This is a genomic window from Pedobacter sp. KH_004, assembly GCF_057840755.1.
Genome location: NZ_CM174519.1, coordinates 3,057,717 through 3,080,244 on the forward strand (window position 1 = coordinate 3,057,717; position 22,528 = coordinate 3,080,244).

The window sequence follows — 22,528 nt, forward strand, 5'->3', positions numbered from 1 at the left end:
ATAACATACCGAATTATCCTCATAGCTCCATATAGTCATATTTAATTCAGAACGTAGAGCATGCAGACGATCTCCCACCGTTAGGACATCGTGAATGATTGTGTTCTTATATAGCTGTTGTAGAACGCAATTTTTGAACCTAACCCTCACAGGAAAATTTATTATTATGCTATCCTACTAAAGGCTAACAAAAAATAAAATGGAGCACTAATTTCAATGTTTTCAAACCCAACACTTACAGAACATGTTCTACCAAAAGGACATAAAAACAAGGCAATATGAGATTTTACCTTTTCCCTTTTTTATTCATTGTAAGATTAACATGCACCTCCCTAATAAGTATTAACCAGCAAGATCCTGCATTTGATACACGCATATTGGCTTCAAGGCTAAGTGATCCATGGTCTATTGCTGTGGGACCTGACAGAAACCTTTGGATTACTGAATCTAAGGGTTACCGTGTAATGGTGGTGGATCCAAAAAACGGAAAAAAATTTCAGGTACTTAACCTCAACTCAGAGCGCGACTTTCCATCATTTCAGGAAATGAAAAAAACAGGCCGTCCGGTTCCCCAAGGTGGCCTGATGGGACTTGCCCTTCATCCTGACTTTATGAAAGGGAAACCATTTGTTTACCTTTCCTATGTGTATAAACATATCAGCGGCAACCATTTCTTACTGAAGCTTGCACGCTACAAGTATAGTTTTTCCTTAAAGCAGCTTAAGTCTCCAGAAATAATCTGTGATTCCATTCCTGCAAGCAACGATCACAATGGAGGCCGGATGATTATTTCCCCAATCAAGGGAAAGCCCTATCTTTTTTATTCCGTGGGAGACCAAGGCGCTGGTCAATTTTCAAACGGTGGAAGGAAAAATAAGGCACAACAATTAACAAGTTATGAAGGAAAAATTTTGAGATTTGCCCTGGAACCGAATTCCAGGCGCTCATGGATTCCTACTGACAATCCAATAGTTGCTTATCCGAGCGCAGTTTGGAGTTGGGGACACCGAAATTCACAAGGTCTTGCCTTTGCGCTTGTTGGAGGTAAGGAGCGGCTGTATTCCTCCGAACACGGACCCTATTCAGATGATGAAATTAACATGATTTCAAAAGGCAAAAACTATGGTCACCCTCTTGTGATCGGTTATCCGGACGGTAATTATGATGGCCTGGCAGCTTCGGTTTCCAACGAATCAAAATACCCTGGAAAATGGCATACCACCTACCCATTTATCCGTTCAGAGAAAGCAAACGCAGATTCCATTGGAAGAAACTACACAGAACCCCTTGTAAGCTTATATCCTACACCAGGAGCCGAACTTTCCAAGCTATTTAATTCTATCAAAACTGGAAAAGATTCAGGATGGAACTCCTATGCACCTTCAGGAATATCGGTGTATCAGTCAGACGCGATTCCTGGATGGAACGCTTCGTTATTGGTTACTTCGCTCAAACAAGGCAAATTACTTCGGTTAAAAATAAATCCTGATGGAACTATTAACCCAAAAGTGCATGAATTCGCCTCTTCGCTATCTCGCTATAGAGATGTAACAGTATCGCCAGACGGCAGAAAAATCTATCTTATTACAGATAGTTCTGCTATAACTTCTGGACCAACCGCTGAAAATCCCAAATCTATAAACCAGCGTGGATGCATCATCGAACTCACTTATCAAAGCAAATAATTTATAATCCCGAATAATCATGAGCTCCCTGCCAAATAAACAACCTGATCAGTGATGGTCGTTTATCGCCCATTTAAATTCATTAAAAAGAAAATACAGGGGTCAGCTATTAAATTTTACTTAAAGAGAATCAAACGCTAAAGGCTAAACATTGGAATTATCATATGCATTCATCGCCCGTTTTAAGAATATGATGAATTGGTGATCATTTACTAATCTTTGCAAAATGACAGAACTGTTTAAGAGTATAAAGCCTAAAAGCTTTAACGCATGCCAAAAAATGATCAGTACTTTTTAAAGGCAAGCATATCAAAAACTAATATTGTTAATTGGCAGTTATTGTGATCACTTTTTTAGTTCCGAGACTTAAACCATGATAATTCCTGAATTTTCAGCTTAATACTGCCCTCACGATATTTACTCTCAATCTGATAGCCATGACTGGGTAGGGGGTTGGTTGCAGCAGGTAAACTGTAGAGGGCTTCTACAGCGCATAAACCAAGCGTATCGCTTCTCCGATTGATGCATAATCAATCATTAGAAGTATTTATAGTCGAATCTTACCTGTTTCCTTAGCAGCTCGCTTACGAGATAACAAGTGATGCCTCATTTCAAAACCTTCAATGGCATGAATAATTACTTACCTACTGGAAGTTGCTTCTTCGCTCTGATGTTGCAGCCTTTCAAGAATTGCTTTCATTTGTGCAATTTCTTTTTGCTGGGAGACGATAATATTTTGGTCAAGTTTTTTCAGCTCCGGATCATTTAAATCCGCATTTTTGCTGGTCATAATGGCCGAAGAATGATGAGGGATCATGGCACGCATGTACTGGCTATCAGTCACCGGGGTCTGTGTCATGAGCATAACCAGGGATACGATAAAAATAAGTATTGAACTACCCATAATCAAATAATTCCTTCGTTTTTGTGGATACATGCTCGGCATAACTAATAACATCAAAATTGCCATCGGAGCCACCATCAGCAAAGTCATGTAAGTTCTGGTCAGGCTGAGATAGATATGATCAACATCATCAACATTTAAGAACATTACTGTGTACATCAAAACAAACGATAAGGTTAAGCTCACACCTAAGGCGTTATAACTATTACTTTTCATATCTAAAATTTTGTTACCTATTAAATAACACATTACAAAGATGATTGTTTCTTAGCGAGGCTAGCTTAGTTGCTCTTCAAATATCCGACTCGATGCCTTGGCCAGATAAGTTTAAACTGCCTATATGGTTATACTGCAGACGATATACATGAAATTTTCTCTACTGTTGATCCTTAAAGTAGAGGATTATCTTTCAAAACCTTGCTCACCGGTATCAAAATAGAGCCAACGTTTCAGATTAATTAGTAGCGGCTTTATGTTACAAAACTTTTCCCTTAAAAATATATTTTTGTAACTTGTCGCTTACCGGTAACAGGAATGAGAAAAAAGACAAAAGAGACAATTTTCAGGAAGAGTTTGCTGATTCTTATGCAAGCAGTATTTACCTGCGTCATTATTTTATCTTTCTCTGCTTTTAAACTTGTAATTTCATCATCCACCGTATCGTGGAAAAAATCCGGATCTGAAAAAGCCCATCATCTGACTAAGCGCTTAACGGCTAATGAAAAGATATACTCCGCTCTTTCTAATTCGGAGCCGAGGCAAAAAAAGTACCGGAAGAAGTTTCAGATGGGAGGAGATTCCCATATTGATTTTATAGCACAGGAAACATTTATCTTCAACCTGGTAACGCAGTTCGCAGAGCTTCCGATTACCTATCATACACCTAATGTAACAAGCGCTTTAGTGCTATTCATTTACCGATTGGCTACCTTTTGATTTCTATAAACTAAGCACTTACTGTATGCAGTACTTAGTGATTATCCATGAGGTAAATCAGTTTTCGGGATTTGTCTATAGATTGATCAACAGCCTATCTTCTGGATTTTATTGACCGCAGGAAAAGCCTAAAACCTACAGCTTTTATTTTCGCCAGAATTTTGGTTTGATCATAGAATAAGAACTTAAATCCATTCTGCTATTTACTAAAAAGCGTAGATAAGATGTATTTACAATCAAAAAAAGCTAGCTGATCAATTAGATTAATAGAAGGATCCACAATGGAATAGCCTCCTATCAAAAACATTGTTGTCTGGAATTGGGCCGGAGCATATTTCTGGCCCTTTTTCTTTTTGATTTGAATAATCGATTACAATTAGATTAAACAGCAGAAAGCCAAACCATTTAAATCAAAAAAATATTAATCAAAATGAAAATGAATATACTTACCTCATAATGAAATCAGCATCAGAGTATAAATGTGTAATCATTGATGATGATGACAATAGCACAGAGCTCTTAAAAGAATATCTTCAGTCAGTACCCAAACTATCCCTTCTTGAAAGCTTTTCAGATCCGACAGCGGCTGTTCGGGCAATTAAAAATAATGAACGGGTAAACTTTTTATTTCTGGATATTAACATGGAAATTTCCGGGCTTAATATCGCCAGAATCCTAAGGGATGATGTCCGCTTTATTGTATTTGTGACCGGACACCCCGAACCTGCACTCAACGCTTTCTCGGTAAACGCTGACCGATATCTGGTCAAACCGGTCAGCTTTCAAAAATTCGTAAAAACAGTTAATCAATTAGAATGTCAAATGACCAGAACAAACTGCTAACTTGTTTGTATTCATACAACCTTAGGCTTAAAAAGAGACCGATTATTTTCTGTTATTCTCCTCTGCTATAAGTTGGATTAAAAGAACCCGGAAACGTCTTGACCTTATACACATACAAAACATCAAACGATGCATAACACTAAGCCAATAAATAGTCAGCAATCAACCCAATTGGGTACGCCAGTGGTTTACCGAAAGACCTTTCTTATTACGATCCTGATTTTCTTTGCCCTTATTTCCGGTCTTTGGATCTGGAAAGCTGTAGAAAACAGGAGTATGCAATCTGAAAATGATAGGACCAACAGACTTCTGAGAAGAAAAGTTTCCATGCAAATGGATGCGAATTTAAAAGCACAGCTTATATTGTTAGCTAAACCACTCGCCTGGGCCATCCGGGATAAAATGATCTCGGGAAACCGGCAGGACATTAGTGTTTATATGAATCAGATGGTGAAAGAAAAAAACTTTGAGGAAATCTCTATTGTGGATCAACGCAATATTATTTTGCTCTCTACTGATAAAAAGGAAGAAGGAAAACCTTATTCAATTTTTTACAACAGCACTTTCTTAAGAAGTGACAGTACCAGGATTTATTCACAGCGAGGCAGGTCGCTGGTGCTTACAACGCCTATATTAGACCTGAATAGACGTCTTGGGACATTGTCAATCAGCTATCACATGCCAGCCTACACTGTCAATTAATTCATTGATCATTTACATTTCGAGACTGATAAGTAAAAGGGCAGTTTTAATCGATAATTCCTGAAACCGAAACAAATGGATAAATCACTACACAAACCCTCATTTAAACTAAATGAGCTACAAGCAACAGCCATATGCGGCAACGACATCAGCTCTTCCTGCTTGTATGTTGCAGCACTTACCATTTCCTATGCTGGTCAATATGCATGGATTTCGCTGATCGTTGTGGGCCTTGTGCTCTATCTTTTTAGAAAAATATATGGTGAGGTGGTAGGTGCACTCCCCTTGAATGGCGGTGCTTACAATGTATTGCTCAATACCACTTCAAAATCTACCGCATCCTTTGCCGCATGCCTGACGATATTGTCCTATATGGCTACCGCTGTGATCTCGGCATACGAGGGCATGCATTATTTCCGCGATATTGTTCATGTGCTTCCATTGATTCCAGCGACCATACTATTGCTATTGATTTTTATGATGCTGGCCATCATAGGAATCGGTGAGTCCGCTGTCGTTGCGGTCATTATCTTTATCACACACATTGCTTCCCTCACATTGCTGATTCTGGCAGGGGGCTGGTTCGTCATCCATCATGGAGTAGCGATATTCGAGCAGAACTGGCAACTTCCTGTCCGGTCAGGTGGGATTATGGCAGCCCTTTTTTTTGGCTTTTCCGCTGCTATGCTCGGAATATCCGGTTTTGAAAGTTCTGCGAACTTCGTGGAAGAACAACGGCCAGGCGTTTTCCCAAAAACTTTAAGGAACATGTGGCGGGTGGTGAGCTTCTTTAATCCTGCCATTGCACTGCTGGCGCTGAGTATCATTCCTCTGGCCGGGATTGATGATCATAAGGAATCGCTTCTTTCCTTTATGGGAGAAACCGCGGGCGGCAAATGGCTGGCCTACCTGATCTCCATTGATGCGGTGTTGGTTCTCAGCGGAGCGGTTTTGACCTCATATGTTGGCGTAACAGGACTCGCTGAGCGTATCGCTCTGGACAGGATTCTGCCCAATTTTTTTCTGGTAAAAAACCGCAGAGGCGTTAATTACCGTATTGTCATCGGTTTTTTTATTTTATGTCTTTCTATACTATTAGTGACCGGGGGAAATTTGGTGAACCTTGCCGGGGTCTATACCTTTTCCTTCCTGCTGGTCATGGCACTTTTTGGCATGGGAAATCTCATGCTGAAAATTAAACGGAACCGCCTGCCACGCCCTGAAAGGGCCACAATACTTTCCGTGATCGTTGCCATATCTTTTATTCTGGCCGCTTTCTTTGGTAACCTGCTGCTCAACGCCCATGCTTTTTACGTTTTCCTGCAATACCTGGTTCCGGCCATGCTTTTTATCATTGTGATGCTGAAAAGAGCGCAGATTATAAAGTGGACACTCTATTCAATGCGCCATCTGGACAAATCTTACAAACGGTTGGTGCTGGACAACATCCGGCTTCACCGGGCACTGATCAAAATCAATGCCCAGGAACTAGTCTTCTTCACCAGGGGGGACAACGTTGCGGTGCTGAACAGGGTGATGATTTACGTGGAGGAAAATGAGGCCACAAAAAAAATAAAGATTGTGCACATAGCAAACAGCGATAGCGATAATGCGAACCTTAAATCGGACATCCTGGTACTGGATCGGGCCTATCCCGACATTGATATTGATTTTGTGGAAATAGAGGGAGAATTCGGTCCCGAACTGATTGAACAATTATCTCAAGAGTGGAAAATCCCTAAAAATTTTATGTTTATCGGAGCGCCTGGAGATAAATTTCCATACCATGTTTCCGAACTTGGTGGAGTTAGACTGATCATGTAAATTGAAAGATATGAATATAGAACACGCTTACAAATTAATTTTGGATAAACTCAGCATCTGGGCAAAAGAGTTTATCAGGATCCTGCCAAATATTGCCCTGGCAGCGCTTATCCTTGTGTTGGGTTTCTACCTTGCCAAACACATCCGCAATCTGTTGCGCAGGATACTGAAAAGATTTATTATAAACGAGGCACTGGACAATTTATTCAGTTCTGTGATCTACATCTTTTTGCTCGGCATCGTAGTCTTTATAGCCCTGAGCGTACTTCAGTTAGATAAAGCAGTGACCTCTATTCTTGCCGGAGCAGGAATCATTGGTCTGGCACTGGCGTTTGCATTTCAGGATATTGCCTCTAACTTTATTTCCGGCATATTTCTTTCGGTGAGGAAACCCTTGTATGTGGGAGATATTGTCAAAATAAAGGATTACATGGGAAAAGTGGAAGAAATTAATCTTCGTGATACCGTCATTAAGACCTATCAGGGACAAATGGTCATCATCCCCAACAAAGATGTTTTTCAAAACCCTATTGAAAACTATACTTTATTGGGTAAAAGGCGCTTAGATCTGAATGTTGGAATCTCTTATGGTGAAGACCTGGAAAACGTTAAAACACTAACCATCCAGGCAGTAAAAGATATAGAAGGACTGGTCGAAGACGAGGAAGTGACCATGTTTTATACCGATTTTGGGGATAGTTCGATTAATTATGTGATCCGGCTTTGGATAAATGTGCATGATAATGTCAATATCCTTGAAGTGCAGAGTCAATGTATCCTCAGGATCAAAAAAGTATATGATGAACATAATATTATGATCCCCTTTCCAATCCGAACACTTGACTTTGGAATCAAGGGAGGTGTGTCATTAAGCGAGGTGCGAGAAAGACATAGCAATGAATCGAAGTCATGATATTGGTTAGAAGCGTATCTTCAATGTCTAGAGCTAATGTTTATCTAAAAGTTTATAAACGAAAATGAGCCAATATCTTTTACTGATGCTGATTGCGGGACTTGCGAGCATCGGGATGGCATTTATTCCCAGCCTTACCCGCAAAGTGAGGATGTCCTACTCTATCGTTTATGTTGCAATAGGAGCACTGCTATATCTAATATGGCCGAAAATCCTTCCCTCACCCTTGCCGCAAAAAGACAATGCGCTGGTGGTTCACCTCACCGAGCTTATTGTCATCATTTCGCTGATGGGTACTGGAATTAAGATCGATCGAAGTTTTTCTTTCAGGAAATGGTCTACTCCACTCCGGCTGATCTTAATTGCTATGGTCTTATCTATCGTGATATCGGCATTGCTTGGATATTTTGTATTGGGGATGAGTGTTGCTGCTGCATTGCTATTGGCTGCAGTATTGGCGCCAACAGATCCGGTCCTCGCTGCTGATGTACAGGTTGGACCGCCAAACGAGCGTGGTAAGTCCGAAACCCGATTCGCACTCACTTCAGAAGCGGGACTCAACGATGGCCTGGCATTCCCATTTACCTGGCTGGCGATTGTTGTTTCATCTGAAGGCATCAGTACGGCTTCAATATGGCACTGGGGTTGGTTTTACCTTGTTTACAAGATTGCGGCAGGACTGATTACTGGGTGGCTTTGTGGCAAACTGGTGGGCTATCTCGTGTTCTCCATATCGGAAAAATACCGTTTATTAAAACCTACTGATGGGTTTCTGGCCATTTCGCTGACGCTTGTTACCTACGCAATAGCTGAAACACTTCATGCGTATGGATTTATTGCGGTTTTTATCGCCGGGTTAACCTTGAGGCATTATGAAAAGACCCATGATTACCATCGGCAGCTTCACGCTTTTACCGATCAGATGGAAAGGATGTTACTTGCTGTGCTCCTGATTTTTTTTGGCGGGGCACTGGTCGGTGGTATACTAGCTCCATTGACCTTTAGAATGGTGATGGTCTCGCTTGCATTTGTGATGCTGGTACGCCCTGTCACCGCCTATTTGTCCCTGTTGGGAAATCCAACCCCCCTGAAAGAAAAGTTCGCCATTAGTTTTTTCGGAATCCGCGGAATGGGATCTATATATTATCTGGCGTTTGCATTTGGTGAAGTCAAATTCGATCAGCAGGAAGAGCTCTGGGCAATCGTCGCCTTCACGATTCTGATTTCTATTGTGCTCCATGGCCTGAGTGCAACCCCTGTAATGGGAAAACTCAGCAGCAATCGGGATGAATAAAATCATATCCGATTTAGACCCCATTTTATGTACTCTTTTTTTTAAAACAAAATGGATCATGGTACACAGCAGCCTAAAAAATGTTTAAAGTGCTTCATTAACCTTTTGTAGTTTATTTTCCTTAAAAGTTCAGCTGTTACGCAGCTAGACACCTTGGTGCATTGGTGAGCGATTTACGGTATCAAGCATCTTTTCAAAAGCGGGTATATTCGTTTGCCCACAAAGCTGAAGCATGATATGGTGAAATTCCATGTTGACCAACCGGTCCTGCTTACCATAATCCCAGATGGGATAAACACATTCAGTGAAGATATCATCAACACTTCTTACCCTCACAATTATCCTCAGGCGTTTCTCATCGTCATAAATTTCTTCTTCGGGATGATTTTCGCTCCGGTATTTCAAAAGATGCCCCAGTGCCTGAAGGCTCAGAACGGCCGTGCCAGGATCATTTATTCCAGGGCTAAGTGCTTTAACCGCTACTTCCATGAGTTGCCTGAAACCATAATAATAATTAACATCGATATCTTGCCCCCCATGGATATTGACCATGCCCATGATTTCTTTCTGTAAATCGTCAGAAACGTTATCTTTATTCAGGATCGTCAATAGCGGTGTATCCTTGATCACCAGCGTCCCAACCGGCCATTCCATTCTGATAAGCAGATCTTCCCGTTTACAGAGCGAGCGCATCGGCTTTTCCATAAACCCCTGGTAGATGCCAGATCTCTGAGCATTTAATGATAGAGATATACCCTGCTCATGCGAAGATTGAGAAAAGTTCTGCAATACGCATTTTCTCTCCATACTTTTCTGTGTATCCGTAAATATTTTATGGATAATCGTCTCATACTTCACCGACTGGGTAACATAATGAAGGAAGTAAATAAAAAGAAAGATATCAACTACCGTAAATGCAATCAACAGATAAGTACTGATGGCCGGAACATAGACCCCTGAATCAATATCCCTGATCGTACTGAGCAGGAACAGCGCAAATACAATCGTACCGATGTAAAAGCCCAGCACGATCTGCTGAAAGCGGTTTCCGATAAGCTTTTCCAGAATTCTGTTACTCATCTGTGAAGCTGCTTGGTTCAAAAGGATCATGACCATACTGAAGCTAAACACAGTCAGGGAAATGATTCCACCGGTTATGGTCGATATAATACTGCGGGCAGTACTCGCATCCTTTAGGGTCAGCCAGTGAGCCCCAGCCTTAATTGCTTTTCCAGTATCGGAGTAATCAAACTGAACAGTAAACAGCGATAGCAACAAAAACACCATTGCTACAATTGCAGGAATGAAGGCGATGCTTTTTACTGTTTTTACATATAATATGCCAATAGACTTAAGTGTATTTTGTGCAAGCAGTTTTAATTTCATTTCTCTCTCTTATATCATTAATTTCTTCAACTCGATCTTGTTGACATTTTGAAAATCTAATAGTGATAAGTACTAAAATCTTCTCATCAATGTGGAACATCGTCTGGTTGATAAACCAGCCAGAATTTCTAGAAACCTTCGCAACGATATTTCGTCTTAAGCTGAACATTCTTCCTATCAACAACCATCTCAGGTCTTATTTGTTAGTTTAATTCATCGGGAAGTTACAGCTGAATGGACAGCATCGATTCAAAGCCGAAAGAAAATCCAGCGGCTAGCATGATTTGAAAGGTAAATGATCAAAAATTGCTTCATTGAACTATTTTTAAGCTGAACCCGATCGCCACCCGAAGCGTGATCGACTAAACATCGTTACCTCCAAAGACCTCTGTTTGGAAGCACCGATAAGCAGTTCAAAACTTGCGGGTACGGGAATAAGTGTGTCTGAATTAACATCACAATACAAATTCACATTAGCAAAAGGCTTTAATTGATTATATTCGGGCTATTCAATCAGCACGTTCTCTGAAAAGACCATTTACGCAGAAGTGGTATAGAATAAAAAAAGTCAAATTAACTAAATCTAGAATGAATACCCAGGAGATTATAGCCATCACGATTGTACTAGCCGCCATATTTGCATATATTAACCACCGCTTTATCAAATGGCCACCCACCATTGGCATCATGGCGCTCTCATTAATCTCCTCTATCCTATTGGTGACGATTGGGAATTCAAAATCATTGCTATCAGAGAAAGCGATCTCATTAGCAACATCCCTGGATTTTCAGGATGTACTGATGAATTTTATGCTAAGCTTTCTACTCTTTGCCGGAGCGATCCATATCGATGCAAGCAAGTTAAGAGCCGAACGCTTGCCGGTACTGGTATTGGCTACTGTGGGAATACTGATATCAACTTTTGTAGTTGGAGTTTTGGTTTGGCTGTTGTTTGGCTGGTTTAACATGCCAATCCCGCTGATTCATTGCCTGCTTTTCGGAGCACTTATTTCTCCCACCGACCCGATCGCGGTGCTTGGCATCCTAAAAAAAGCAAATATTCCGCCAAGCCTGGAGCTTAAAATTTCCGGAGAATCCCTATTCAATGACGGGGTTGCGGTAGTTGTGTTTGTAAGCCTGGCTGAAATTGCCAGGTCAAGCAGTGGCGACGTTTCAATTATATCTATTGGTAAATTGTTCCTGATCGAAGCACTGGGCGGCATTGCTTTTGGTCTCTTGCTGGGTTATATCGGATACTGGGCCTTAAGAAGTATTGATGATTATAAGGTGGAGGTATTAATAACACTTGCTATTGTTTCCGGCGGATACTTTTTAGCGGGCAGACTTCATCTATCAGGTCCACTGGCCATGGTTATTGCGGGAATTTTTACGGGAAACAAATCCAAACGAGAGGGCATGTCCGATCTTACCAGAGACTATCTGGGCAAATTCTGGGAGATGGTTGATGAAATCCTCAACGCCGTACTGTTCCTATTTATTGGTGTAGAAATGCTTATCATCAAGATCAATCCGACAGTATTCTACATCGGAATAATCAGTATAGCGATCGTACTATTTGCCAGATGGGTCTCGGTTTACTTGCCGGTTTCACTAATGCGTTTCACAGTCAGGTTTGAGAAACATGCAGTGAAGATTATGACCTGGGGAGGTCTTCGCGGAGGCATTTCAGTAGCGCTTGCCCTTTCCTTAAGTTCGGGAATGCACAGGGAACAATTTGTCCTCATCACCTATATTATTGTCGTATTCTCCATTTTAGTTCAAGGACTCACCATTGGAAAACTGGCGAAAAAATTAGGATTTTGATTTCAGCATTGTAACAGTAGAATTCCTTGATTGAACTGTAAGCTTAAATGCTAAACCCTTAGGGCATTGGTAGATTATTTAAAGTATACACTTCTGTGCTTTCATAGCACATGATGAAAGAAGTGAATCTTGATGATGATCAAGATTTGTTAGAAGCGATAACATTGATAGTTAAGTACTAATGATTCCAATGATGATTAAAATATATCTAATTAAATATTATCGAATCTAAATTTTACCCTCTATTATTGAATTTAAAACTGCAGTTTGGGGACGTCGCTAAAACTAATCAAAAGTTTGATTGTTCATTTGAATAAAGAGATAGTTTGAATAGTTAAGTTATTGCGCAATAAAACTTAATCAAAAGATTTGAGACAGTATTTTACCAAAAATCTCAATACCATCAATAAGGCTAAAAATTACTGGATTCAAATTCATCAACGTAAGCTACATACCACTTTTGTCCAGTTGGAAACGAAGCAAGACGCGGTTTGTATTTGAAATCATCAATGCATCAAATCAAAAATAGCCACCACCTTTTATTATCGTAACTATCTGATTTAATAGGCAGTGCTTCGCGACTTGCTTCTTTTAGCCAGCCTTATCCACCCAATGACCGGTATAAGCCGATCAAGGCAGCATAAGAGGCCTGTTTGAGATCTACCTGCTCCATTTCAGCATTTAACACACTGCCTTGCGCAACAATGACTTCGAGGTAACTGGCATAACCTGCCAGGTATAGATCATTTGCGGTGGAAACCGCATTCTTTAGTTCTGCGACTTCCGTCGTTTTGTAATCATATGCCTGCTTATAATTCTGCAGTGCAGAAAGCTGCATGGTTACTTCCTGGTATCCATTAATTAAGCTTTGCTGATACTGGTAAAATGCAGTCAGCTGAGTAGCATTAGCAACCAGATTGGCATTTTTCAAACTTGCCCGATTTAAAATCGGAGCCGTTAAGCCGCCCAAAAAACCTGCAGCCAGTGAGCCCGGCGAAAACAACAATGGCAGTTTAAAAGCATTATAGCCTGCATAAGCATCCAGCGTCAGGGTTGGCAAAAAAGCTTTTCTTGCTGCAGAAACATCAGCTTTAGCAGCTTTCAATTCTTCTTCTGCCTGCTGCACATCCGGACGGTTTAATATGATGGCTGATGGCAAACCGGCGTAAACCTGTTTTGGAAGCGGTAAGTTTATGGCTGAAGTATCGCGATGAATTTCCGTGGGATAACGGCCAAGCAATAAATTCAGTTGGTTTTCAACCCGGGTAATAGCCTGCCTGATCTCAAACTGTTTTCCCTGCGTAGCGGTACGCTGCGCTTTGAACTGACTTACCGCTAATGCAGTAGCCCTGCCTCCGGTCATTTGTGCTTCTACCACTTCAAGCCCTTTATTCTGCAATTTGATATTTTCCTTTAAAATTTTCAACCGTTTATCCAGAGCTATCAGTTCATAGTACAAGGACGCCACCTGACAGGTTAATTGGGTTTGATACCATCTCAGTCCTTTCGTACTGGAAAGATAGCGGTGGTAGGCGGCCTCTTTTCTTTTAGAAAGCTTACCCCAAACATCGATTTCCCAAGAGCTTCTGAATCCTGTGAAGTAATCAGGAGTCGGGCTGGGAATCTTCTGGTCGGCGTTGATATTTTCCGAGAAGTTGGTGTCATAATTTCCCACACCATTCATCGTGTATTTTCCAAACTGATCTAAACCTCCGGAAATACTTGCACGAAGTGTAGGCAAAACTGCAGCCTTGCTCAAACGGAGATTTGCACCGGCAATCAGTACCCGCTGAATGCCTGATTTCATATCCAGGTTTTCTTTCAAAGCCGTAGAGATCAGGGTATCCAGCTCACTTTGGGTAAATATCGATTTCCATCCCAGTGCTTCTTCCGGGGCAGCAGCGACTGTGTTAAATTTTCCCGGCATTTTCACGGTTTCCGGCAGGGCAACCCGTTTTACAGTATTGCATGCCGCCAATAAGATTAGGACTGCAGGAAAAATATATTTTTGTATCGTTTTAAATTGATTTCTTTTCATAACATTAATGATTTTCGGAGGGAACAACTGCTTTGTCCTGCTCACGTTTTTTTGGCGCCAGTAAGGCATATAAACCAGGGATGATCAAAACGCCGAACAGCGTTCCGATAAGCATACCCCCTACCGCCGTCATACCAATAGATCTGTTCCCGATAGCACCGGCACCAGAAGCGATACACAAGGGAATTAAACCGGCAACAAAAGCAAAAGAAGTCATCAATATAGGGCGTAATCTTGACACCGCACCTACCCTTGCCGCTTCGATCACGGTCGCTCCTTCTTTTCTCTTCTGTTCGGCAAACTCTATGATCAGGATCGCATTTTTACCTAAAAGGCCGATCAACATCACCAGCGCTACCTGAGCATAGATGTTATTTTCCAATCCAGCCAGTTTTAGCGTAAAGAATGCGCCGGCAATTCCAGCGGGTAAAGATAAAAGCACTGGCAGCGGAAGCAGGAAACTTTCATACTGCGCAGCTAACAGCAAATACACAAATATCAAACAGATGATAAAAATATAGACGGCCTGATTTCCGGATAAAATCTGTTCGCGTGTCATCCCCGACCATTCTATGGTATAGCCCCTTGGCAGTTTTTCTTTTGCCGTGGCTTCTACCCGGGCAATGGCCTCGCTGCTGCTGTGACCCGCAGCGGCCTCACCGGTGATCATTGCAGAAGAATACATGTTATAGCGGTTGATCTGCTCCGGCCCGTAAACTCTTTGCAGGGAGATGAAAGTAGAATACGGCACCATTTCTCCCCGATCATTTTTTACATAAAGCTTCAGCAGATCTTCTGGTTTACCTCGGTACTGCGGATAAGCCTGCACCATCACTTTATACATTTGTCCGAAACGAATAAAATTGGTAGCATAATAACTTCCAATGAGCGTTTGTAAAGTGTTCATGGCATTGTCGATGGTCACCCCTTTCTGAGCCGCCATATCCTGATCCACATTTATTAAATATTGGGGAAAATTCGGATCGAAACTGGTGAAAGCACCTGAGATACTTTCGCTCTCATTGAGTTCCTTCAAAAACGCCTGGGTTACTTCTGCCGTCCGGCCAATATCTTCTCCTTTGTTCTTATCAAGCAAACGCAACTCAAATCCACTTGCATTCCCAAAACCAGGAACTGTAGGAGGAGAAAAAAACTCAATCGATGCATCTGAAATGTGGCGGGTTTTCGCCTTCAACTCGGCAATCAGTTCATCCACGCTCTCTTTCCGCTTGTCCCAGGGAGAAAGATTGATCATGCCCATGCCGTAAGAAGCGCCTGTGATTTCACTCATCAGACTGTAACCAGCCAAAGTACTTACGTTTTCTACAGCACCAAGTGATTGGGTAACCTGTTGAACCTGATCCAACACCTCCTCCGTCCGCTCTACAGTGGATCCCGGAGGAGTAGTAACATTGATATAAATCATTCCCTGATCTTCTGTAGGAATAAATCCCGATGGCAGGATGCTGATCCCTAACCAGGTAGCGAATATAAAAAACACCAGTAAGATCAGCGTTACCGGTTTCCTACCAGTGATGCGGCCGATCAGAGTTCCGAATTTGCGTTCCGTTTGATCATAACCTTTATTAAATACAGTGAAAAATCTTTGCAACAAGCTTTTTTTCTTCTCTTGTTCAGGATTATGTTTTAACATCAAAGCACATAGCGCCGGAGTAAGGGTTAGGGCATTTATACCAGAGATGACAATGGATATGGCAAGCGTTAAAGAAAACTGCCTGTAAAATACGCCCACTGGCCCAGAAAGAAACGCAACGGGAATAAATACTGCCGACATCACCAGGGTAATGGCCACGATGGCTCCACTAATTTCCTTCATCGCAGCGATTGTGGCATCCATTGGCGAGAGATGCGCTTCAGACATCTTTACATGAACGGCCTCGACCACTACAATTGCATTATCGACCACAATTCCGATGGCCAGCACCAGAGCGAAAAGCGTTAGAATATTGATTGAAAAGCCCATGATCTGTAAAAACGCCAGGGTGCTGATCAAAGCAACCGGAACGGCCAGAGCGGGTATTAACGTGCTTCGAAAATCCTGCAGAAATATAAACACCACAATAAATACCAAAATGAAAGCTTCGATGAGCGTCCGCAAAACTTCATGAATACTGGCGTCCAGGAAACGTGAAACATCATAAGCATAGTTATATTGCATTCCCGGCGGAAAACTGGTTTCCTTTAATTCCGCCATTTTGGCTTTGATGTTATCTATCACCTCGCTCGCATTTGATCCGGGGCGCTGCTTGATCATGATCGAAGCTGATGGGTTTCCGTCGGTTTTGGAAACCATATCATAACTCACCGTTCCAAATTCCAGGTCTGCCACATCTTTCAAACGGATCAGCGCACCGTTACGGTCTGCCTTAATCACCATTCTTTCATAGGCCTCCTTGCTATTAAACTTACCTCCGTACTTCAGCACATATTGTTTCACTTCACGTCCCGTACCCGAATTTTCCCCTGCAACGCCCGGAGCAGCTTCAATATTTTGCTTGCGCATCATGCCGACAATATCATCAACCGATAAATTGTAAGACTTCATTCGGTCAGGCTTGAGCCAAACCCGCATCGAATAATCACGTGCGCCCATAATTTCCACGAAACCTACCCCATCAATACGTTTGAGTTCCTGCAATACATTGATATCGGCAAAGTTATAAATGAACTCTTCGTTCATTTCTTTGTCGGTACTGGTTACGTTTAAGTACAGCAGCATGCTGTTGACCTCTTTTTCCGTGGTAACCCCCGCTTTGATTACCTCTTCGGGCAACTCATCCAAAACGGTAGTTACCCGGTTCTGGACATTCACCGCGGCCTGATCAGGATCAGTACCCACATTAAAAAAAACCTGAACCAGCGTTACCCCGTTGTTGCTGCTCACCGAGTTCATATAAGTCATGCCGGGAACGCCGTTTATTGCCCGCTCCAAAGGTGTGGCTACTGCTTTTGCACAAACCTCGGCATTGGCGCCATTATAACTCGCAGTTACTACCACAGAGGGTGGAACAATATCCGGAAACTGTGTGATGGGGAGCTTAAAAAGGGCAAGCACACCCAGTAAAATTAAAACTAATGAGATGACCAGTGAAAGCACAGGCCTTCTGATAAATGTTTCTACCATTTGTTTTTATATTGAAATGCATCGCCATGCGCAAAGCACAGGCGGCATTGACCAAGAAAAATAAGATTGATTACTTGCTGGCTAAAAGTTTTTTCATCGATGTATAAACCGGTTTGATCACCCTTCCATCGCGAAGTTCCTGAACGCCTTCATAAACGATGACTTCTCCCGGCTTCAAACCTGCGCCCACAACATAATAACCTGACAAGCTGAGTTTTGGAACAAAACTTCTCATCTTAACGCTATTGTTTTTATCGAGCACAAACACATAGCTCTTATCCTGTATTTCAAATACAGATTTTTGAGGAATCAGCAGACTGCCTGTCAACCGGGAGTTTAAGCGGATTTTACCTGATACGCCATGTTTAAGCATTTGGTTTGGATTATCGAACATGGCCCGGAAAGCGATAGATCCGGTATTATCAGAGAAAGCATTTTCGTGGGTCTGTATTTTACCTTTTACCGGGTAAAGGCTTCCATCTGATAGAATTAGTGTAGTTTCCTTATTTTGGTCGAACCGGCCTTTGCCGTTGCGTACGAACTGCAGATATTCATTTTCCGAAACATCAAAATAAGCATACATCTGTCTGGTGTCAGAAACTGTCGTGAGCAATGCCCCTTCTTCCACCAAACTCCCTGCTTTAAGTGGTAGTCGGTCTATCGTGCCTGAAAATGGAGCCCTGACCCTCGCATAAGTCAGTTTTTGATTGGCATCATCAATCATTGCTTTGGCAGTTTTGATCCTCGATTCTGCTTCGGACAATTTGGCTTCACCCAATGATAATTCTGATGGGGATATGACCTTTTTATCCACCAAAGTTTTGATTCGCTCCAATTCCACCTCGGCGATACTGGCCGCTGAGAGTGCACTTGCCAAATTTGCCTTAGCCCTGTTCAATACAATGGCATATTCTCGGTCGTTCAACTGGAACAGCAACTGACCTTGCTTTACCTGCTGACCTTCGTCTACCAGCACCCGGTCAATGAATCCATGCATCCGCGAACGCACTTCCACATTTTTAACCGCCTGCATATCGGCAACATAATCGTTTGTTAACGAGGTGTCCTGTATTTCCAGTTTAAGTACAGGGATTTCAACTATATCTTTTGTTTTATTATCGGTATTGCCATTCCTGCATGCTCCGAAAGCCAATGCAAGCAAAGGAATTACCATCCATCTTATTTTCATTGTTGATTGTTATTTCTAAAAAAAGAAGCATAGCAAAGCAGCTTCAGTTAAAATTATTTAAAGCGCATATTACCTATTGGATAGGCGAAAAAAAGAAATGGCACTCTTTAGAAATAAGTTAAGCGGTAAAGAAACCCATGCTGGGCAAAAGAAATTTGTGGCTGCTGATAGCCAATTATTAAATTAGGAACCGTATAATTCCGGGTGATCCGTTTTGCGAAAGCTTGTAAATCAAGGCCGGAGTCATTCAGGTGTTTATATTTTTTACGGTATTTGCTCGCCTTGGATTTAACAAAGCTAAAAGGATGTTTTACTTGCTGGCTATCCAGTCCTACGAATTCCGTAACCTGTTCCCCAATATCTTCCAGATGAGACCCAACCTCCTGCCCAATACTCGGAAATGATGAATTTAAAAGTGCGAAAAGTAACAGCACCAACGTGAAAACGGTGCAACGCAAAGCCTGTACTGTACGGGTTATAGACGTGTGGTTTCTTGACATTTTAAAAAAGGGATCTCGGCAAAGATAAAAAAAGCGGTAAAAAACAATACAGGATTCATGTAACAGAATTGAAACTTAATGATTGTTAATTATTAAAGAAGATTAAAATTGTATTTTGAATACTATCACGCTACTTTAAACTAAAACGTTAGTTTGTTTTGCTTAACTTGGTTATCTTTACTATCAATTCTGGATAAGCCGGAGTAAATTGACCCCGTCTCCCCAGTAAAACATTTGTTGCCGTTTTTGATTATCTTCATTTGTTTAAATTGGCAAGAACGGGTCGAATTTATTGGTATGTCCAGGTAGGTATGTTGAAGGTTACAAATATCATGAAATTGCAGAAGAAGTTGGAATCCCTATTGAAACTGTCAAAACCAGAATCCACGAAGCCCGCAAACATCTTTCAAGGATGCTAAAGATGTACAAAGTGAAGATCAGCTAGTCAAAATATTAGGGCCACTTTATATGGGTCATCAATCTTTAAAATGTATTTTATTTCCAACCCTGTTGATCAAGTCTGCAATGCACAATAATAAGCTGAGATGCAAATTCGTATCATTTAAAATCACAATCTTGATAAGAGTTTTGAGCTTTGTAGTAAGTTTGCAACTATAGATGGAAATTAAAAACTTTAGTAAATTCATTGGCGAAACGGTTTATCTTGAGCCCCAAGAATTAGATTTGGTCATTTCTAAATGCAGACTGAAAGTTATTCCGAAAGGCAAGTTGGTTTTAAAAGCTGGACAGATCGCTAATCAATACTATTACATTGTTAAAGGTGGCCTGAGGTTTTATTATGAAGTCAATGACAGGGAAACCACTACCTGGGTATGCTTTCAAAATGAATTCTTTACTGAGATTTCCAGTCTCCATCCACAAAAGCCGACCCGGTTTAATATACAGGCCATTGAAGAAACAGAGCTAATCGTCCTTGATAAAAAGGATATGGATTTCCTTTATGCCTATATCCCAGGTTGGGAGGAATTTGGCCGAAAAATCTGGGAAGCAACAGCTGCAAGGATGATCGATCAGCTATTAAATTTCCAAACGCTATCTGCCGAAGAAAGATACCTCAGATTTTTATCAACTCCCGAAATGCTCCAGAGAATACCAATAAACCAGCTTGCTTCGATACTGGGAATCACCCCTAACGCCTTGAGCAGGATCAGGAACAAGATCAGGTAAGCGAATTTTCTACCATCTGGTAGTTTTGCCAATATGGTCTGATGTTAACTTTGATCACACAAAACAAAGGATACAACATGAGCGATCATTCAAAAGAACAACAGAATTTATATTCAGACGGGGAACTTATCAAACAGTTCCCGGGTTTTGCCAACCATTATGTTAAGGTCAATGGAATTGAACTTCATTATGTAGAGGGTGGAATCGGAGATCCACTGATATGCCTGCCCGGCTGGCCACAAACCTGGTATTCTTACCGTCAGGTGGCAATAGAACTATCAAAGAAACATCGGCTGATCATCGTAGACATCAGAGGTATGGGTAGTTCAGAAAAACCTGGTTCAGGATTCGACAAAAAAAACATGGCCGAAGATATCCTGGAATTAATTAAAAAACTTGCTCTTGAGAAGGTTAATATCATTGGCCACGATATTGGTGGCATGATAGCGATGAGTTTGGCATTCAATAATCCCCAGTATATAGAAAAGATGATCGTGGCCGATGGACTGCATCCAAGCCAAGAGATGCTGCAAATGCCTTTGATACCGGCTGCAGGTACTTTCGGAGACAAAATGGATACCAATATGCCTTATGCCTGGTGGATGGCATTTAATCAGGTTAAAGAACTCCCTGAAAAGATTCTTCAGGGCCGTTTTAGATACCTGATTGATTGGCTGTTCAATTACGTAATGATCGATCCTACGAAAATGAGCGAGCAGGAAAGATCAATTTATGCCGATGCTTATAATGACAAAGAAAGCATAAGGGCAGCAAACGCCTGGTATCAAAGCTTTGCTCAGGATATTGAGGATGCCAAAACTTACCAACCACTTTCGATGCCCGTACTTGGAATCGGAAGTAATGTGAGCTATCAGTATATGAAAATGGCTATGCCTTACCTATGTCAGAACAGTTCCATGGTGAATCTCACAGAGAGCGGTCACTATATGTTCGAGGAATGCCCTGAAAAGGTTGTTGACTCAATAAACAAGTTCCTTAAAAATTAAACGAAGTAAATCATGAAGAAAATAATTTTAGTAGCCGGCGCCACAGGAAATCTGGGTTCAATGATCTCTCTGGCACTAGTGAAGCGTGGTGCAGTAGTTAAAGCACTGGTACGGAAGGATAGCGATGTTACCAAATCATCGATTTTAAAAGATGCAGGAGTAGAGATCATTTCTGTAGATTATGATGATATTGAACATTTGAGAAAAGCGTGCGAAGGCGTTGACTGCGTGATCTCAACACTGGCGGGACTAACCGAGGTGATTTTAGACACGCAAAAAAGGTTATTAGATGCGGCATTGAGTGCTGGAGTGAAACGATTTATACCATCAGATTTCTGCACGGATTATAACGCATTGATTCCAGGAGAAAACCGGAATTTTGACCTTAGAAGAGCGTTCAAAGAATATATCGACAAAACCAAAATAGCTACCACCTCTATTTTTAATGGCGCCTTTGCTGATATTCTCCAATATAACACACCCATACTGAATCTTAAAAATAAAACCATTGGGTATTGGGGCGATAAAGCGGATTGGAAACTAGACTTTACAACAGTGAAAAATACTGCTGCCTTCACTTCTGAGGTAGCCCTACAGGAGCATACTCCACGTGATTTACACATTGCCAGTTTTCAAATCAGTCCAAACCTATTATCGGAACAAATTAAGTTGATTACAGGACAAACGCACATTGTTCACAAACTTGGTGAAATGGATCAATTTTCAGATTCGATCAAGCTGCAACGGGCAAGCAATCCTTCGGGAGAGATGGAATTATATTCAAAATGGCAGCAGTCGCAATACCTTTATTCAATGTATTCCACGCAACATTCGGGAATAGATAACAATAGGTATGAAAATTTAGAATGGACCTCTTCCTCAGAATTGCTTCGATCTTTCCTATAATAATAATGAACCTAAGCGTACTTATCTTAAGACTGTTGTCTTTGGATAAGCACGTTAGGTATGTTGGATTCGGTATTATGAATTGGTTTTCAAAAGGTTTTTTGCGGAGTCATAGAATGATCTATGTTGCCGATCCTTAATCGAACCATATTCGATAAAAGAATTTGGGTCTCTTGTAGATGAAAATCTCCCTAACAATGAGTCTGCAAGATTTTTAGAACACCCAAATTTTACTTTTTCTTAA

16 protein-coding genes and 1 pseudogene are annotated in these 22,528 nt (G+C 41.3%); 11 read left to right on the top strand and 6 right to left on the bottom strand.

The features are described 5' to 3' along the window. The first annotated feature begins 278 nt into the window (after positions 1 to 278). Positions 279 to 1,685 (top strand): PQQ-dependent sugar dehydrogenase, encoded by a 1,407-nt coding sequence (locus tag AC3ITD_RS13200; protein ID WP_489360346.1) that lies wholly within the window; start codon positions 279 to 281, stop codon positions 1,683 to 1,685. Positions 1,686 to 2,325: 640 nt separating this feature from the next. On the opposite strand, the gene AC3ITD_RS13205 is transcribed toward AC3ITD_RS13200, so the two are convergent. Then, on the bottom strand, positions 2,326 to 2,805 hold the full coding sequence (locus AC3ITD_RS13205) for a DUF305 domain-containing protein (protein ID WP_489360348.1): 480 nt from the start codon (positions 2,803 to 2,805) through the stop codon (positions 2,326 to 2,328). 1,176 nt (positions 2,806 to 3,981) lie between these two features. Here AC3ITD_RS13205 and AC3ITD_RS13210 point away from each other — a divergent pair. The 5 genes from AC3ITD_RS13210 (at position 3,982) to AC3ITD_RS13230 (ending at position 9,101) form a co-directional block, all read left to right on the top strand. Next, on the top strand, positions 3,982 to 4,368 hold the full coding sequence (locus AC3ITD_RS13210; RefSeq protein WP_489360350.1) for a LytR/AlgR family response regulator transcription factor: 387 nt from the start codon (positions 3,982 to 3,984) through the stop codon (positions 4,366 to 4,368). Positions 4,369 to 4,497: 129 nt separating this feature from the next. Beyond that, on the top strand, positions 4,498 to 5,070 hold the full coding sequence (locus tag AC3ITD_RS13215) for a hypothetical protein (protein WP_489360352.1): 573 nt from the start codon (positions 4,498 to 4,500) through the stop codon (positions 5,068 to 5,070). 75 nt (positions 5,071 to 5,145) lie between these two features. After that, positions 5,146 to 6,894, top strand: coding sequence for an APC family permease (locus AC3ITD_RS13220; protein ID WP_489360354.1), 1,749 nt, complete (start codon positions 5,146 to 5,148; stop codon positions 6,892 to 6,894). A 10-nt stretch (positions 6,895 to 6,904) separates the two neighbouring features. Beyond that, positions 6,905 to 7,807 (top strand): mechanosensitive ion channel family protein, encoded by a 903-nt coding sequence (locus AC3ITD_RS13225; RefSeq protein WP_489360357.1) that lies wholly within the window; start codon positions 6,905 to 6,907, stop codon positions 7,805 to 7,807. 64 nt (positions 7,808 to 7,871) lie between these two features. Beyond that, on the top strand, positions 7,872 to 9,101 hold the full coding sequence (locus AC3ITD_RS13230) for a cation:proton antiporter (protein WP_489360359.1): 1,230 nt from the start codon (positions 7,872 to 7,874) through the stop codon (positions 9,099 to 9,101). A gap of 144 nt (positions 9,102 to 9,245) precedes the next feature. Here the strand turns inward: AC3ITD_RS13230 and AC3ITD_RS13235 are convergent, their stop codons facing one another. Beyond that, positions 9,246 to 10,487 (bottom strand): DUF2254 domain-containing protein, encoded by a 1,242-nt coding sequence (locus AC3ITD_RS13235; protein ID WP_489360361.1) that lies wholly within the window; start codon positions 10,485 to 10,487, stop codon positions 9,246 to 9,248. A gap of 588 nt (positions 10,488 to 11,075) precedes the next feature. Here AC3ITD_RS13235 and AC3ITD_RS13240 point away from each other — a divergent pair. Next, complete coding sequence (locus AC3ITD_RS13240; protein WP_489360363.1) at positions 11,076 to 12,311, top strand: cation:proton antiporter; 1,236 nt, start codon at positions 11,076 to 11,078, stop codon at positions 12,309 to 12,311. 601 nt (positions 12,312 to 12,912) lie between these two features. Here AC3ITD_RS13240 and AC3ITD_RS13245 read toward each other — a convergent pair. The 4 genes from AC3ITD_RS13245 to AC3ITD_RS13260 form a co-directional block, all read right to left on the bottom strand. After that, positions 12,913 to 14,349: a TolC family protein gene (locus tag AC3ITD_RS13245; protein ID WP_489360365.1), complete on the bottom strand. Its 1,437-nt coding sequence runs from the start codon at positions 14,347 to 14,349 to the stop codon at positions 12,913 to 12,915. 4 nt (positions 14,350 to 14,353) lie between these two features. Next, positions 14,354 to 17,494, bottom strand: a complete 3,141-nt coding sequence (locus tag AC3ITD_RS13250) for an efflux RND transporter permease subunit (RefSeq protein ID WP_489360367.1) — start codon at positions 17,492 to 17,494, stop codon at positions 14,354 to 14,356. Between the two features lie 70 nt (positions 17,495 to 17,564). Beyond that, positions 17,565 to 18,683, bottom strand: coding sequence for an efflux RND transporter periplasmic adaptor subunit (locus AC3ITD_RS13255; protein ID WP_489360369.1), 1,119 nt, complete (start codon positions 18,681 to 18,683; stop codon positions 17,565 to 17,567). A gap of 107 nt (positions 18,684 to 18,790) precedes the next feature. Continuing rightward, positions 18,791 to 19,183 (bottom strand): hypothetical protein, encoded by a 393-nt coding sequence (locus AC3ITD_RS13260; protein WP_489360371.1) that lies wholly within the window; start codon positions 19,181 to 19,183, stop codon positions 18,791 to 18,793. 307 nt (positions 19,184 to 19,490) lie between these two features. Here AC3ITD_RS13260 and AC3ITD_RS13265 point away from each other — a divergent pair. From AC3ITD_RS13265 to AC3ITD_RS13280, 4 genes and pseudogenes are all read left to right on the top strand, one after another. Further along, positions 19,491 to 19,628: pseudogene (locus AC3ITD_RS13265) on the top strand (sigma factor-like helix-turn-helix DNA-binding protein); the annotation flags it as partial. 173 nt (positions 19,629 to 19,801) lie between these two features. Continuing rightward, on the top strand, positions 19,802 to 20,371 hold the full coding sequence (locus AC3ITD_RS13270; RefSeq protein ID WP_265801841.1) for a Crp/Fnr family transcriptional regulator: 570 nt from the start codon (positions 19,802 to 19,804) through the stop codon (positions 20,369 to 20,371). A 77-nt stretch (positions 20,372 to 20,448) separates the two neighbouring features. Next, positions 20,449 to 21,378, top strand: a complete 930-nt coding sequence (locus AC3ITD_RS13275) for an alpha/beta fold hydrolase (protein WP_489360374.1) — start codon at positions 20,449 to 20,451, stop codon at positions 21,376 to 21,378. A 12-nt stretch (positions 21,379 to 21,390) separates the two neighbouring features. Further along, positions 21,391 to 22,284: an NmrA family NAD(P)-binding protein gene (locus tag AC3ITD_RS13280; RefSeq protein ID WP_489360376.1), complete on the top strand. Its 894-nt coding sequence runs from the start codon at positions 21,391 to 21,393 to the stop codon at positions 22,282 to 22,284. Positions 22,285 to 22,528 lie beyond the last annotated feature (244 nt).